This window comes from Aestuarium sp., assembly GCF_023253315.1.
Lineage (GTDB): Bacteria > Pseudomonadota > Alphaproteobacteria > Rhodobacterales > Rhodobacteraceae > Marivivens > Marivivens donghaensis.
The window spans coordinates 1-12,816 of the sequence record NZ_JALRGW010000027.1; the positions used below are offsets into that span (position 1 = coordinate 1).

Annotated in this window: 14 protein-coding genes and 1 tRNA gene; 7 read left to right on the forward strand and 8 right to left on the reverse strand. The window is 56.6% G+C overall.

Annotated features, from left to right (window positions below):
- On the forward strand, positions 1-747 hold a 747-nt coding region (locus AC1QQ2_RS11990; protein ID WP_479713311.1), incomplete at its 5' end, for a citrate/2-methylcitrate synthase.
- 197 nt (positions 748-944) lie between these two features.
- Here AC1QQ2_RS11990 and AC1QQ2_RS11995 read toward each other — a convergent pair.
- From AC1QQ2_RS11995 to AC1QQ2_RS12010, 4 genes are all read right to left on the reverse strand, one after another.
- Positions 945-1,020 (reverse strand) — tRNA-Thr (locus AC1QQ2_RS11995).
- A gap of 42 nt (positions 1,021-1,062) precedes the next feature.
- Positions 1,063-2,505 carry a heme biosynthesis HemY N-terminal domain-containing protein gene (locus AC1QQ2_RS12000; protein WP_479713334.1) on the reverse strand — a complete coding sequence of 481 codons (1,443 nt, stop codon included), beginning with the start codon at positions 2,503-2,505 and terminating at the stop codon, positions 1,063-1,065.
- A gap of 10 nt (positions 2,506-2,515) precedes the next feature.
- Positions 2,516-3,727, reverse strand: coding sequence for a COG4223 family protein (locus AC1QQ2_RS12005; protein WP_479713312.1), 1,212 nt, complete (start codon positions 3,725-3,727; stop codon positions 2,516-2,518).
- A gap of 60 nt (positions 3,728-3,787) precedes the next feature.
- Complete coding sequence (locus AC1QQ2_RS12010; RefSeq protein ID WP_479713313.1) at positions 3,788-4,486, reverse strand: uroporphyrinogen-III synthase; 699 nt, start codon at positions 4,484-4,486, stop codon at positions 3,788-3,790.
- Positions 4,487-4,555: 69 nt separating this feature from the next.
- Between AC1QQ2_RS12010 and tsaD the strand changes: the two genes are divergently transcribed.
- The 4 genes from tsaD to AC1QQ2_RS12030 are packed head-to-tail and all read left to right on the forward strand — an operon-like array spanning position 4,556 to position 7,290.
- Positions 4,556-5,647: a tRNA (adenosine(37)-N6)-threonylcarbamoyltransferase complex transferase subunit TsaD gene (gene tsaD, locus AC1QQ2_RS12015; protein ID WP_479713314.1), complete on the forward strand. Its 1,092-nt coding sequence runs from the start codon at positions 4,556-4,558 to the stop codon at positions 5,645-5,647.
- Positions 5,644-6,603 carry an NAD(P)H-dependent glycerol-3-phosphate dehydrogenase gene (locus tag AC1QQ2_RS12020; protein ID WP_479713315.1) on the forward strand — a complete coding sequence of 320 codons (960 nt, stop codon included), beginning with the start codon at positions 5,644-5,646 and terminating at the stop codon, positions 6,601-6,603. The genes tsaD and AC1QQ2_RS12020 overlap by 4 nt, the downstream gene beginning before the upstream one ends.
- A 1-nt stretch (position 6,604) precedes the next feature.
- Complete coding sequence (locus AC1QQ2_RS12025) at positions 6,605-6,877, forward strand: YciI family protein (RefSeq protein WP_105236211.1); 273 nt, start codon at positions 6,605-6,607, stop codon at positions 6,875-6,877.
- A complete protein-coding gene (locus AC1QQ2_RS12030) occupies positions 6,877-7,290 on the forward strand; it encodes an EVE domain-containing protein (RefSeq protein ID WP_479713316.1) in 414 nt (137 codons plus the stop codon). Before AC1QQ2_RS12025 ends, AC1QQ2_RS12030 begins: the two co-directional genes overlap by 1 nt.
- A gap of 165 nt (positions 7,291-7,455) precedes the next feature.
- On the opposite strand, the gene AC1QQ2_RS12035 is transcribed toward AC1QQ2_RS12030, so the two are convergent.
- Together AC1QQ2_RS12035 and ahcY are read right to left on the reverse strand one after the other, a co-directional pair.
- A complete protein-coding gene (locus AC1QQ2_RS12035; protein ID WP_105236209.1) occupies positions 7,456-7,797 on the reverse strand; it encodes a DUF2853 family protein in 342 nt (113 codons plus the stop codon).
- 228 nt (positions 7,798-8,025) lie between these two features.
- Entirely contained in the window at positions 8,026-9,408 is a 1,383-nt protein-coding gene (ahcY, locus tag AC1QQ2_RS12040) for an adenosylhomocysteinase (protein ID WP_067552336.1), read from the reverse strand.
- An 84-nt stretch (positions 9,409-9,492) separates the two neighbouring features.
- Between ahcY and AC1QQ2_RS12045 the strand changes: the two genes are divergently transcribed.
- Positions 9,493-10,089: an HD domain-containing protein gene (locus AC1QQ2_RS12045; RefSeq protein WP_479713317.1), complete on the forward strand. Its 597-nt coding sequence runs from the start codon at positions 9,493-9,495 to the stop codon at positions 10,087-10,089.
- Between the two features lie 3 nt (positions 10,090-10,092).
- On the opposite strand, the gene AC1QQ2_RS12050 is transcribed toward AC1QQ2_RS12045, so the two are convergent.
- Positions 10,093-10,644, reverse strand: coding sequence for an ActR/PrrA/RegA family redox response regulator transcription factor (locus tag AC1QQ2_RS12050; RefSeq protein ID WP_067552343.1), 552 nt, complete (start codon positions 10,642-10,644; stop codon positions 10,093-10,095).
- A 54-nt stretch (positions 10,645-10,698) separates the two neighbouring features.
- Entirely contained in the window at positions 10,699-11,325 is a 627-nt protein-coding gene (locus AC1QQ2_RS12055) for an SCO family protein (protein ID WP_105236207.1), read from the reverse strand.
- Between the two features lie 80 nt (positions 11,326-11,405).
- Here AC1QQ2_RS12055 and regB point away from each other — a divergent pair, with 80 nt between their 5' ends.
- On the forward strand, positions 11,406-12,761 hold the full coding sequence (gene regB, locus AC1QQ2_RS12060; RefSeq protein ID WP_479713318.1) for a sensor histidine kinase RegB: 1,356 nt from the start codon (positions 11,406-11,408) through the stop codon (positions 12,759-12,761).
- Positions 12,762-12,816 lie beyond the last annotated feature (55 nt).

The window sequence follows — 12,816 nt, forward strand, 5'->3', positions numbered from 1 at the left end:
TGCGCGCTGCCGGAGAAGGACGATCACAACGCACCGGGCGCGCGCGACATCGCCGACCGGCTGATGGCCAGCCTCGGCTCGATGCTGCTCTATTGGTATCACCTGTCGAACAACGGCGTGGAGATCGAGGTCGAGACCGACGATGAATCGATCGGCGGCCACTTCCTCCACCTGCTTCACGGCGAGAAGCCGTCCGAGAGCTGGGTGCAGGCGATGCACACCTCGCTGATCCTCTATGCCGAGCATGAGTTCAACGCCTCGACCTTCACCAGCCGCGTGATCGCCGGCACCGGGTCGGACATGCATTCGTGCATCACCGGCGCGATCGGCGCGCTGCGCGGTCCCAAGCACGGCGGTGCCAACGAAGTCGCCTTCGAGATCCAGAAGCGCTACCAGAACCCGGACGAGGCAGAGGCTGACATCCGCAAGCGGATGGAAGCCAAGGAAGTCATCAAACACATCCCATTCCGGATCCACCACGCCCTCAATGAACATCGCCTCATGACGTTCACCGAGGCGTTCCCTCACAATGGCCCGGGCTCTGTCCTCGTCACTGGTCCCCCGCTCTCGATCGAACAGGGCCTCGATCTCAGCATGGACTTTCGGAAGCGCCAGCATCGCCTCCTGATAGGTTCGTCCCAGCTGCCTGTAAACCGTTGCCTTTGGAATGACCGTTCTCAGCTCCAGTGGCACATTCCGCTTGTACCGGAACGTCCCATTTGCGCGCTTGAATACATACCGGGGTAATCTGGGGGCCACTGTCTCTTCCATGGTCGTTACTCTTCCGCCCACCATGCCCCAAGGCAAGAAGAATCGACCGTCCAAACCTGACGAAAGCGGTCCCAAAACTGACAAAGTGGTCCTAAAAGCGGTCCCGAAACTGGTCCCGCAAAAACAGTAAACCCCAGATTACATTGATAACTATCAGAAAATCTGGGGAAAACTGGTGCCGCTGAAGGGACTCGAACCCCCGACCCCATCATTACGAATGACGTGCTCTACCAGCTGAGCTACAGCGGCGCTGGGGCGGCTATTAGCACTGCTGTGCCGCCCCGAAAAGTGTTATTTTTGAACCTCGGCTGAGGAAATATCCTCAGCTTCGATTTCATCTTCCTCGTCAGGCGACGGAGCGGCCCCCACGATGAGCGGTAGCATCTCAGTGCCAGCAGGCATTGCAACTTCGGCCTTGGCGGGTGCTTTCCACGAAAGGGTGTCGAACGATCCGCAGCTTTGGCAGACGGGTTCCCACTCGGCATGAATGCTCTGACATTTGTCGCAGATCCATTGCGGACCGCGTGGTGCCACAAGTGCTTTGGTCAGCCAACCGCGAACCACTTGATCCTCAGACCCAGACCCGCGTTCAATCGCCGCCATGAGCGTCAGGACGCGTGCGGTTGGCGCATCTTCGGGTAGGGTGCCCAGCGCGCGACGGGCCGCGGGGAAATCCTCGGCTGCGATCTGCAACTCGGCCAAGAGCATTTGGGTTTCGGGATCGGTCGGGTTCACTTTGGTCAGCGCGTTAAAGCGTTTCAGGCGCTGGGCGGGTGTTTCGTTTGGCTCAATCTCGGCGAAAGCAGCGGCGAGATCAGGATGCGGTTTCGCAGTCCAAGCCTTTGTCAAAACACGCGCAGCGAGCTTGGGTTTGCCTTTGGCGATGTGCGCGCGCGCGGCCATGACCGCTGCGGGGATCAGGTCGGGCGACTGTTTGTTGGCGGCAATTGCAGCCTCTTGAACATCGATCGACGAGTCTTCGCTGATCAGGTCTTTGGCCTCGGACAGGGCCAAGACCGCATCGCGACGACGGAGCACATCTTTGGGTAAGCCACCAGACTTCGCCTTAGCAGCCAAAGTCGCACGTGCGCCCGTCCAATCACCGCTATCGGCCTGAAGTTTCAGGAGAGTGTCCTGAGTGGCTTCATGCTTGGGCTTCAGTTCGAAGGCTTTCTGCGCAAGCTTCAGCGCTGTTTCAGTATCACCCGCTGCAAGTTTCTGCTGCATCAGACCTCTGATACCGACAAATCGTGTACGGTCTTCTGTCAGGAGGAGCTTGTAAGCGGCTTCCGCCTTCTTCTGATCACCCGCGACCTCTGCGGCTTGGGCAATCAAGAGGGTCGTCAGTTCAGGCTTATCGAGCAGCTTTTCAGCCTTAGCGGCTTTGGCCAACGCAAGGTGTCCCTCGCCAGAGGCAACAGCCATCATGCCTTCTGTTAGAGCTTGATACCCACGTTCTACACGGTTGCGGGTAAAATAGCGCGAGACGGCGGTTTCATCACCATTCAGGAACTTGAGAAACGCCACCAACATGCCAAACAGCTTGAACATGACCCAAGTGAGAACGACCATGCCGACGAGAGCGAAAGCCAGTTCAAGCGGGCCGAGCCGCATTTCTAAACCCGCGAAGGTAATCAGCACCTCGCCCTGAATTTGGGACAATTCCATCGCACCGTAGGTCAGTGCAGTTACGCCCAACACGAAGGCAAGGATCTTAATTAGGGACCAAAGCATCATCGGGGCCTCACTGGTTCATCGTTACAACTAGGTCATCAAGCGCGGCAAAAGCGGCGAGCCGCGTCTCTGCCAGTTCGCGCCATGCAGCAGTTTGCGCTGCAGCCTGTTCGGGAAGGCCGTCAAGTTCCGCAATCGCATCCGCAACACGCCCTTCACGAACGGCAGCCTCAGAACGGGACAGGATTGCATCAACGTCGGTGCCTTCGCGCGGTGCAACCGACCGCACATTGAACAAGTTGCTCATGAAACCACCAACAGTGCCGCCAGCTTCACCTGCGACACCAGCACGGCGCGCCGCATCAAGCGCGGCACGGGCGGCGGCGGGGAATTCATCCTGTAGCGTGACCAAGGTCGCGACGCCCTCAGCGGCGGGGGCCGAAAGGCCAGCGGGAATAGCGGTGCCCAAAACCGCCTCAAGATCAGGGAGCGCGTCCGCGAATGGAGTGCCTGCCTCTAGCGCGGTCTGAACACGCGCAATTGCGACACGCTGCATCGCTGCTTTTTCAGCCTCGGCAGCGGCGGCCTCGTCTGCGGCGGCGGCGTCGCGGGCTTGTTGCAACTGATCCGCCGTTGCGGAGGCAATCGATTGGATCCGCGCCTCTTGGTCCGCCAACTCCGCACGTAGCGCATCAGACTGAGCCTGAACCGACTGAGTAATCGACGCCACAGTGTCATCACCACCCAAAGGCAGAGCCTCAACAGCCGCAATCCGCGTATCGATCGCGTCCAGTTTAGCTGCGATCTCTGCAATCGAAGCGGCCAAATCGCGCTGCACAGCATCCGTACGAGCACCGACCGTGCTATCGATCATCGCTTCGGGGTCGAAAGCCTGCAGGGTTTCAATTGATTTTCGCAACTCAGCGATCTCTGTCGACTGGGCATCAATCGCAGCAGGATCAACTTTTGGCAGAGTATACCACGCCGCACCATAGCCGATGCCACCAGCGATCAAACCACCAAGCACGACGCCAAAAAATCCACCCTTGCGGGGTTTTTCGGGCTGCGCGGCAACAGCTGGCGTTTCAGGTTTTTCTTCTAAGGCGATGGGTTGATCTTCGTCCGACGGCTCTTCGGTCAGTTCTTCTGGCGCGTCGTCCTCGACGACTTCGGCATCTTCGATGTCATCGGTTTGTTCAGTCGCCTGCTCGTCGTCATTAAGTTTCTCACCACTCGTGGCTTCAACTTCTGGTTCGACTTTCGGCTTTTCTTCCTCTGACACTGACGAATCCTCGCAACCCATTAAAATTCAAATCCAACCTATGCCCTGCCGCGTCGCGCCTCAAGCACGACCACGCCGCAAAAGGCCGTCCAGACGGCGACAGGTCGCCGCAAGCATGGCCTCAAAATTGGGGTTTTCAGCGATGGTCACTGTATCCACGCCGAGGTCGGCCACCTCAGCCGCAACAGCACTGCTCATGGCAATGACATGCACAGGGGCCTGTTGAACCGCTGGAATCAGCAATGCGCTACGCGGTGAAAATAACGGCAGAACGATTGGATCAGTTCCTGCGAGAGCCTGAAGCGCAGCCTCTGTGGGGGGGATATCGCGCTGATCGTAGGCTATCGCCTCTTTACATACGCGCCCCTGCGCAATGAGCCGTGCAGCGACCTGACCCCGCGAGTGGACCCCACGAATATGGCAGAGCGTTGCTGTGGGCTGGGACAGGATCAGTTCAACCAAGTCGTCCGCGTTTCCATCGGCAGAAATAGGCTCAAATCCGGCATCAGACGCGAGTTTTGCCGTTCTTTGACCAACGCACCACGCCCGCGTTCCAGCTCTGACACCCAGCCGTTTCGCCTCTGCCACCCCGTTCGCCGAAGTTAGGATAACCTCATCATAGGACGGCAGATCAACGGGTAGCGAAACCGCCTCTATCACAGGGGAAATAACCGCCTTCACAGGGCCAAACTCCGCCTCGACCGCAGCTAAAAACCGCTCAGAGTCGGGTTGGGGGCGAGTGAGAACAAGAATGGTCATAGCGGCTCCGGCATTGTTCAGGCGCGTGCAGAGTGATACCTGCCATTAACACCTAACCAACAGGACCACATGACAAAAGCCCTGACCATACTTGGCATCGAAAGCAGCTGCGACGACACAGCGGCCGCGGTCGTGCGTTTGGATGATACCGCGACCGTCCTCGCGTCGGTTGTGAAGGGTCAAAACGACCTGCATGCGGACTTTGGCGGCGTGGTGCCTGAAATTGCGGCCCGCGCCCATGCGGAGCGCGTTGATATTTGCGTCGAAGAGGCCTTGGCCGAAGCGGGTATGACGTTTGGCAACATCGACGGGATCGCTGTTACCTCTGGGCCTGGGCTGATCGGGGGCGTTCTCTCTGGCGTGATGTGCGCAAAAGGCATCGCGACGGCGACTGGTCTGCCGATTGTCAGTGTAAACCACCTTGCGGGTCACGCACTGACCCCGCGCCTGACGGATGCGGTGACATTTTCCTATTTGATGCTGCTGGTCTCGGGTGGGCATTGCCAGTTCCTGATTGCAGAAGGGCCTGAAACCTTCCGTCGGATCGGTGGAACGATCGACGATGCACCGGGGGAAGCGTTCGACAAAACGGCTCGTCTGTTGGGGCTGCCACAACCGGGCGGTCCTCATGTGGAACGCGCGGCGCTGTCTGGCGATGCAAAGGCGTTTACCCTTCCGCGCCCGCTATTAGATCGTGCTGGCTGCGATATGTCGTTCTCGGGGCTCAAGACCGCACTTCTGCGCGCACGAGATGCGGTAGTTACGGAAAAAGGCGGGTTAACGGAAAAAGACCGTTCCGATCTTGCTGCAGCGTTCCAACTGGCGGTTTCCGATATTTTGTTCGAGAAAACTCGTCGCGCGTTGATGGAATATTTCGAGCTTCAGCCTGAAAAACGCGTTTTTGCGATTGCAGGTGGTGTCGCTGCGAACGGGCCAATCAGGGCCGCTCTCATGGCGCTTTGTGCTGAATTAGAGACTGATTTTGTCGCGCCTCCATTGAACCTCTGCACCGATAACGCAGCCATGATCGCCTATGCAGGCGGTGTTCGACTGCTCGCAGGTCAGAGCGACGATATGACGTTTAAGGCCCGCCCAAGATGGCCACTAGACGACCGTGCCCCCGCCCTTTTAGGCTCTGGCAAAAAGGGAGCGAAGGCATGACGATCGCAGTAGCAGGCGCAGGCGCATTCGGCACAGCACTGGCCGTTGCCTTGGGCAAAAAAGCACCCGTCAACCTGTGGGCGCGCGACGCTGAGATGGTAGAAGCCATGCGTTCGTCCCGCGCGACCCCCCGCCTGCCCAATGTGATCTTGCCAGAAAGTATCGACGTTTCCGCCGATTTAGAGACTGTTTTTCAGGCCAACACGATCTTACTAGCCGTTCCTGCTCAGCAGATCGGGACGTTTCTAACGACCCACGCGGATCGCCTCGCTGGCAAAACCATCGTGTCCTGCGCCAAAGGGATCGATCTGACCACGCTCAAAGGCACTGCATCGTCGATCTCTGAACTGATCCCAACCTCAACCGCCGCGATCCTGACTGGACCGAGCTTTGCCGCGGACATTGCAAAGGGGTTGCCAACAGCGCTGACCTTGGCCTGCGCCGATGACGGCGTCGGCACGCAGCTTCAAGCCGACCTTTCGACCAAAACATTGCGGCTCTATCGTACAACAGATGTGATCGGCGCCGAACTAGGTGGATCGATGAAAAACGTGATGGCGATTGCCTGTGGCGCATGCATCGGTGAAGGCATGGGGGACAGCGCCCGCGCGGCCCTCATGACGCGCGGTATGGCGGAAATGATGCGTCTTTCCATCGCGATGGGTGGCCAATCCGACACCCTGATGGGGCTGTCAGGCTTTGGGGATCTGGTCCTGACCTGCACATCCGAACAGTCCCGCAACTATCGCTACGGCCTAGCTCTTGGACGCATGGAAGGGTTCGATCCGACGGTCACCGTCGAAGGCGTCGCAACCACGCACGCTGTGGCAAAACTCGCTCGTGAAAAGGGCATAGAAATGCCAATCGTCACCATGTTATCTGGGTTGCTTGATGGGAAATCGAGCATCGCGGATGCTATTCAAGGGCTGTTGTCGCGCCCACTCAAGGAGGAATAAAATGCGTTTTGCAATCATCACCAAAGACAAAGACGGCGCGCTCCAAGTTCGTCTTAACAACCGCGAGGCGCACCTTGCCTACATCAAGGAAACTGGCGTGGTCGAAATGGCCGGCCCGTTCCTGAACCAAGCGGGCGAGATGCACGGGTCGATGATCATCCTCGACGTGGCTGACTTCGCCGCGGCGCAGGCTTGGGCCGACAACGATCCCTACGCCAAAGCTGGACTGTTCGAAAAAGTCCGCATCGAAGAGTGGAAAAAGGTGATCGGCTAATGGCCTATTGGCTGTTCAAGTCTGAACCAGATGTTTTCGGCTGGGACCACCTCGTTGCCAAAGGCGACGCGGGTGAAGAATGGAACGGCGTTCGAAACTACCAAGCCCGCAACAACATGCGGGCCATGGCGATTGGCGACAAAGGGTTCTTTTACCATTCGCGCCAAGGGTTAGAGATTGTCGGTATCCTAGAGGTCTGCGCCACATCACACCCTGACAGCACCACCGACGATCCCAAATGGGATTGCGTTGACGTGAAAGCGGTCACTCCATTCCCGCGCCCAGTGACGTTAGACCAGATCAAGGCAACGGCAGCCTTGGCGGACATGGTGCTGGTTAAAAACTCTCGTCTCTCTGTCCAGCCCGTGACAGAGGCCGAATGGCAATTGATCTGCACGATGGGCGGCATTTAAACGGGATTGGGGTCCAGCCACACAACGAAGGCTAGACCCCTCTCTCACCCGCGCTCCCACACGCTGGAAAAGGTCTGCCGTTCTGGCTGGTTGTCTAACCCATACACTCAAAAAGGGCTTCTCCTCAAAGGAAAAGCCCTTCGCATTTTCATCAATCCCTAAGGATTAACCGTAAACAGCTTCTTTGCCGAAGTGCTTTACCAGCATGTAGTAAACAACGGCGCGGTATTTGTTGCGCTCCGACTTGCCGTAGGTTTCGATCACAGCATTCAGACCTTCGCCCAGCTCTGGGCCGTCTTTCAGGCCAAGCTTTTTGATAAGGAAGTTCTTTTTTACGGTGTCCAGCTCGGACTCTTGCGAGGCCGCAACGGTGCTTGCGTCAGCGTCGTAAATCGACGGACCGCAGCCGATGGTAACCTTTTTCAGCAGGTCCATATCCGGTGTCATGCCACATTTGTTCTTAAGATCGTCGGCATATTTGGCGATCAATTCGTCCCGTTTACCCATTCTGGTGCCCCCTCGTTTGTTTTGCACGCGGGCCAAATTAATAAATACAGCCCTAGGATGAGCAAAGCCTATGCCCGCTGCCGTGTAACGGTAAAGCAAAATCCGCCCTTAAATCGCAATGCCTGCGAAAAATCGCATGTTTTGTGTTGCACTCTGACACCACCATAGCCGCAAACGAAAACCGCCGCCCCATTGGGACGGCGGTCGAATTCGCAAATCTACCGATGATTAGTAGCGGTAATGCTCTGGCTTGAACGGGCCTTCGACGGTGACGCCGATGTAATCTGCCTGCTCTTTCGAGAGGGTCGTCAGTTTCACGCCAATGCGGTCGAGGTGAAGACGCGCAACTTTCTCGTCCAGATGTTTCGGCAGGATGTAAACGCCCGGCTGGTATTCGTCACCTTTGGTCCATAGCTCAATCTGAGCCAGAACTTGGTTGGTGAAGGATGCGGACATCACGAACGACGGGTGACCCGTTGCGTTACCGAGGTTCAGCAGACGGCCTTCGGAAAGAAGGATGATCTTGTTGCCAGACGGCATCTCGATCATGTCGACCTGATCTTTAATGTTGGTCCACTTGTGGTTCCGCAGGCTAGCGACCTGAATTTCATTGTCGAAGTGGCCGATGTTGCCAACGATCGCCATGTTCTTCATTTCGCGCATGTGCTCGATGCGGATCACGTCTTTGTTGCCAGTGGTGGTGATGAAGATGTCAGCCGAAGACACGACGTCTTCGAGCAGCACAACCTCAAAGCCGTCCATCGCAGCCTGAAGGGCGCAGATCGGGTCGGCTTCGGTCACTTTCACACGAGCGCCAGCGCCAGCGAGAGATGCAGCCGAACCTTTGCCAACGTCGCCGTAGCCGCAAACAACAGCCACTTTACCAGCCATCATCACGTCAGTTGCGCGGCGGATGCCGTCAACGAGCGATTCTTTACAGCCATATTTGTTGTCGAACTTCGACTTGGTCACAGAATCGTTCACGTTGATCGCAGGGAACGGAAGCTGGCCTTTTTTGTGCAGGTCGTAGAGGCGGTGAACACCGGTGGTGGTCTCTTCCGATACGCCTTGGATCGCCTCTTTGGTCTTGGTGAACCAACCCGGGCTTGCCTTCATGCGCTTCTGGATCTGCGCCTTGATAACGGCCTCTTCTTCGGACTGGGGTACTGGAATGATATCTTCGCCAGCTTCGGCGCGAGCACCCAGCAAAACGTAAAGGGTCGCGTCGCCACCATCGTCTAGGATCATGTTCGCGCCTTCGGGGAACATGAAGGATTTGTCGAGATAATCCCAATGTTCTTCAAGGGTTTGACCCTTAACCGCAAAGACCGGAATGCCAGCCTCAGCGATCGCCGCAGCGGCGTGGTCTTGGGTCGAGAAGATGTTGCACGATGCCCAACGAACGTCTGCGCCCAACGCGACCAGCGTCTCGATTAGCACAGCGGTTTGGATAGTCATGTGGAGAGAACCAACGATGCGCGCACCCTTGAGCGGCTTTGATTCACCGAACTCAGCGCGGCAAGCCATCAAGCCCGGCATTTCGGTTTCAGCAATGTTCAATTCTTTGCGGCCAAATGCTGCAAGTGAGATGTCCTTAACGACGTAATCCATGGCACCAGGCCCTTTCCAATACAATTGTTGCGGGTCAGATAGCACTGTAGACCTATCCCGACAACTTCGACGGACGGAAAAATAATGGCCGCAAAACAAACCCGCGCTTGGCAACGAATGTTATCGGGTCGCAGACTCGATCTTTTGGACCCGACACCTATGGATATCGAGGTCGAAGACATCGCGCATGGGCTGGCATTTGTCGCGCGTTGGAACGGACAAACGATCGGGGACTACGCTTATTCCGTCGCTGAACATTCGCTTCTCGTCGAAGAGATTTTCAGTCGTGACAACCCAGGTATTGCGGCCAAGTGGAAGCTCGCGGCCTTGCTCCACGACGCGCCTGAATACGTGATTGGCGACATGATCAGCCCAGTTAAAGCAGCGGTCGGGCCGAACTATGGCGAATTGGACGAAAGGCTGACTGCGGCTATTCACATTCGCTTTGGTCTTCCTGCAAAATTGCCCGCTGAGATCAAGAAGCGGATTAAGGAAGCAGACAAGGTGAGCGCTTGGCTAGAGGCAACCCAGATCGCGGGGTTCTCCGCTAGCGAAGCTGACAAGCTCTTTGGGAAACTCGACAAACAGCTTGTTGCGAAACTCGGCATTCGTTTGCGACCTCCCGTCGAGGTTCGCAAAGACTTCACCGCGCGTCACGCGGCCTTGCTTGCTGAAATGTAGACCTTACTTCGGGCTGCGCTTTGCCAGAATACGCTGAAGCGTCCGACGGTGCATGTTCAGACGACGCGCCGTTTCCGACACGTTGCGATCACACAGTTCGTAGACACGCTGGATATGCTCCCAACGCACGCGGTCCGCGCTCATTGGATTTTCAGGCGGTGGCGGCAGTTCGTCGCCTTTTTGCAGCAAAGCGTTAACGATGTCGTTGGCGTCAGCTGGCTTTGACAGATAATCCGTTGCGCCGATTTTCACTGCAGCCACAGCCGTCGCAATCGCGCCGTATCCTGTCAGAACAACAATACGGCTGTCTGGGCGGCGCTCGCGGAGCGTTTCAACAACGTCCAGACCGTTCCCATCTTCGAGCCGTAGATCGACGACCGCATAAGCGCTCGGTCGGGCGGTGGCGATTGCCTTACCAGCAACAACAGAGCCAGCGGTTTCTACAGAAAACCCACGCTTCTCCATAGCCTTTGCGAGCCGTTTCAAAAACGGTTCGTCATCATCCACCAAGAGCAGCGTTCTGTCTTCGCCCAGATCAATGGGTTCGTTATCCATTAGGTCCGCCTCATATGTCGCGCTCTCAACAGGTAGCGGGCAGAGCCCCCAAGGTCAATTCGCACCGACCATTTCGATCAAGCACTCCATCCTTTGCGCCACATTTTCAGGAGTGTCGTTGTGACCGAAAACGTCGATCACGCCATAGCCCGGGATGTTGAAATAGGACTGAACAGAGTGATCCACGAGGTAATACTCAGGATCACCATTCGCCTCTTTCTGGTAATAGGTCCGATAGGCTTTGGAGGCTGCATCGGTCTGTTCTGGCGTCCCTGTGAGGCCAATCATACGGTCGTGGAAGTTATAGGCAAATTCGCCCACGCGCTCTGGGGTATCCCGCTCTGGGTCGATGGAAATAAAGACTGGCGTGACAGAAATCCCTTTTTCATCAAGGATCTGAACAGCCTGAGAATTGCGCATGTTATCGAGCGGGCAAACATCTGGGCAGAAGGTGTAGCCAAAATACAAAACGGTCGGACCTGTGATAACGTCAGCATCGGTGACTGTCACACCGTCCTTATTCACCAGCTCAAACGGACCGCCGACAGAACTGCCAGCGACTGCAGTCGCACCACATTGGGCGAAATCCTGATCGGGCGCGTTCAATTTCACCACGGCAAGGGTGCCACCAATGAACAACGCTGCAACCGATACGGCGGCTAGTGCAATTTTCTTTTCCATCGAACTCTCCTTTGGTCGCGCATTGATTGCCGCTGCGGGTCCAAATAACAATAGTTCAGCATGACGCAGATTGGACGAAAATGATCCCTGACCGGCAAATTAAACATCACGATCGCGAGAGAAGCAGCTGGGTTCGCCTCAGGACCTTGGTCATTTTGCGTTGGATCGCCATTTTAGGCCAGATCACGGCACTGATCGTTTCAGTTCGGACATTGGGGCTTGATATCGAAGTTGGCCTAGCAGCGATGGCAATCGGTGCGTCGATCATCGCTAACTTATTTTCGACCTTCCTGTATCCCGAAACCAAGCGTCTGTCCGAACTCGAAGCGATGCTGATGCTTCTCTTCGATTTGCTGCAGTTGTGTCTGCTGTTGTATCTCACGGGCGGTTTAAACAACCCGTTTGCCCTGCTGGTTTTGGCGCCTGTTACCATCGCAGCAACTTTCTTGCGGCTCCGCGATACGGCGATCCTCGGGATCATCACGATCCTCATTCTGACCGCCCTCGCCGCGTGGCATATACCGCTGCGCTCAATGGCAGGTGACGTATTGCAGATGCCAGACCTCTTTCGGTTCGGATTCTGGGTCGCGCTTGTGATTGGCGTTGTTTTCCTTGGCGCTTATGCGCGTCTGATCACCTCTGAGATCCACGAAATGTCCGACGCGCTACTGGCTACGCAAATGGCGCTCGCTCGTGAACAAAAGCTCACCGATTTGGGTGGTGTTGTCGCTGCTGCCGCGCATGAATTGGGAACGCCTCTCGCCACGATTAAGTTGGTCAGCGGTGAGTTGTTGGATGAACTAGGCGATGATCCAGACCTCGCCGACGATGTGCGACTGATCGGCGAACAAGCCAATCGCTGCACTGCGATCCTTCGGTCGATGGGCCGCGCAGGCAAAGACGACCTGCACATGCGCCGCGTTCCATTGGAGGGTCTTTTGCGAGAAGCCGCTGAGCCCCACCTGATGCGCGGCAAACGGTTGGAGTTCGTGATCTCTGACGAAACAGAAATGCCTGCACGCCAACCGATCATCGAACGTCGGCCAGAGATTGTGCATGGACTTCGCAACCTTGTTCAAAATGCGGTCGATTTCTCGTCTGATAAGGTCCTGATCGAAAGCACATGGACCGACAAATCCGTCAGTGTGCGCATTTCCGACGATGGACCAGGCTATCCGTCAGCCATTCTCGCCCGCATCGGTGATCCGTTCATGCGGCGACGCGAGGACACAAGCCGCCCAGGTTACGAAGGCATGGGCTTGGGCCTGTTTATAGCGAAAACGCTGCTGGAACGGTCAGGCGCGCGGCTCGATTTTGCAAATGGCGGGTCGCTCGGTGGGGCCTTGGTCGCCGTCACATGGAACCGTGACCAGATCGACCCGTCCAAGGGCGACCGCGCTGGCGGTTTGGGAGAAAACCTGCCCTTTGGCGATTAACGCGCAATTAACCCTGATCCGCAAAAGTTCCTTTGTTGCTAACAAGGGATTCGAC

What these genes read in the sequence shown, in the direction of transcription:
- AC1QQ2_RS12000 (WP_479713334.1), bottom strand. Translation starts at nt 2,505, where the DNA reads ATGCTTTGGTCCCTAATTAAGATCCTTGCCTTCGTGTTGGGCGTAACT.
- AC1QQ2_RS12010 (WP_479713313.1), bottom strand. Translation starts at nt 4,486, where the DNA reads ATGACCATTCTTGTTCTCACTCGCCCCCAACCCGACTCTGAGCGGTTT.
- tsaD (WP_479713314.1), top strand. Translation starts at nt 4,556, where the DNA reads ATGACAAAAGCCCTGACCATACTTGGCATCGAAAGCAGCTGCGACGAC.
- AC1QQ2_RS12020 (WP_479713315.1), top strand. Translation starts at nt 5,644, where the DNA reads ATGACGATCGCAGTAGCAGGCGCAGGCGCATTCGGCACAGCACTGGCC.
- AC1QQ2_RS12025 (WP_105236211.1), top strand. Translation starts at nt 6,605, where the DNA reads ATGCGTTTTGCAATCATCACCAAAGACAAAGACGGCGCGCTCCAAGTT.
- AC1QQ2_RS12030 (WP_479713316.1), top strand. Translation starts at nt 6,877, where the DNA reads ATGGCCTATTGGCTGTTCAAGTCTGAACCAGATGTTTTCGGCTGGGAC.
- AC1QQ2_RS12035 (WP_105236209.1), bottom strand. Translation starts at nt 7,797, where the DNA reads ATGGGTAAACGGGACGAATTGATCGCCAAATATGCCGACGATCTTAAG.
- ahcY (WP_067552336.1), bottom strand. Translation starts at nt 9,408, where the DNA reads ATGGATTACGTCGTTAAGGACATCTCACTTGCAGCATTTGGCCGCAAA.
- AC1QQ2_RS12045 (WP_479713317.1), top strand. Translation starts at nt 9,493, where the DNA reads ATGGCCGCAAAACAAACCCGCGCTTGGCAACGAATGTTATCGGGTCGC.
- AC1QQ2_RS12050 (WP_067552343.1), bottom strand. Translation starts at nt 10,644, where the DNA reads ATGGATAACGAACCCATTGATCTGGGCGAAGACAGAACGCTGCTCTTG.
- AC1QQ2_RS12055 (WP_105236207.1), bottom strand. Translation starts at nt 11,325, where the DNA reads ATGGAAAAGAAAATTGCACTAGCCGCCGTATCGGTTGCAGCGTTGTTC.
- regB (WP_479713318.1), top strand. Translation starts at nt 11,406, where the DNA reads ATGATCCCTGACCGGCAAATTAAACATCACGATCGCGAGAGAAGCAGC.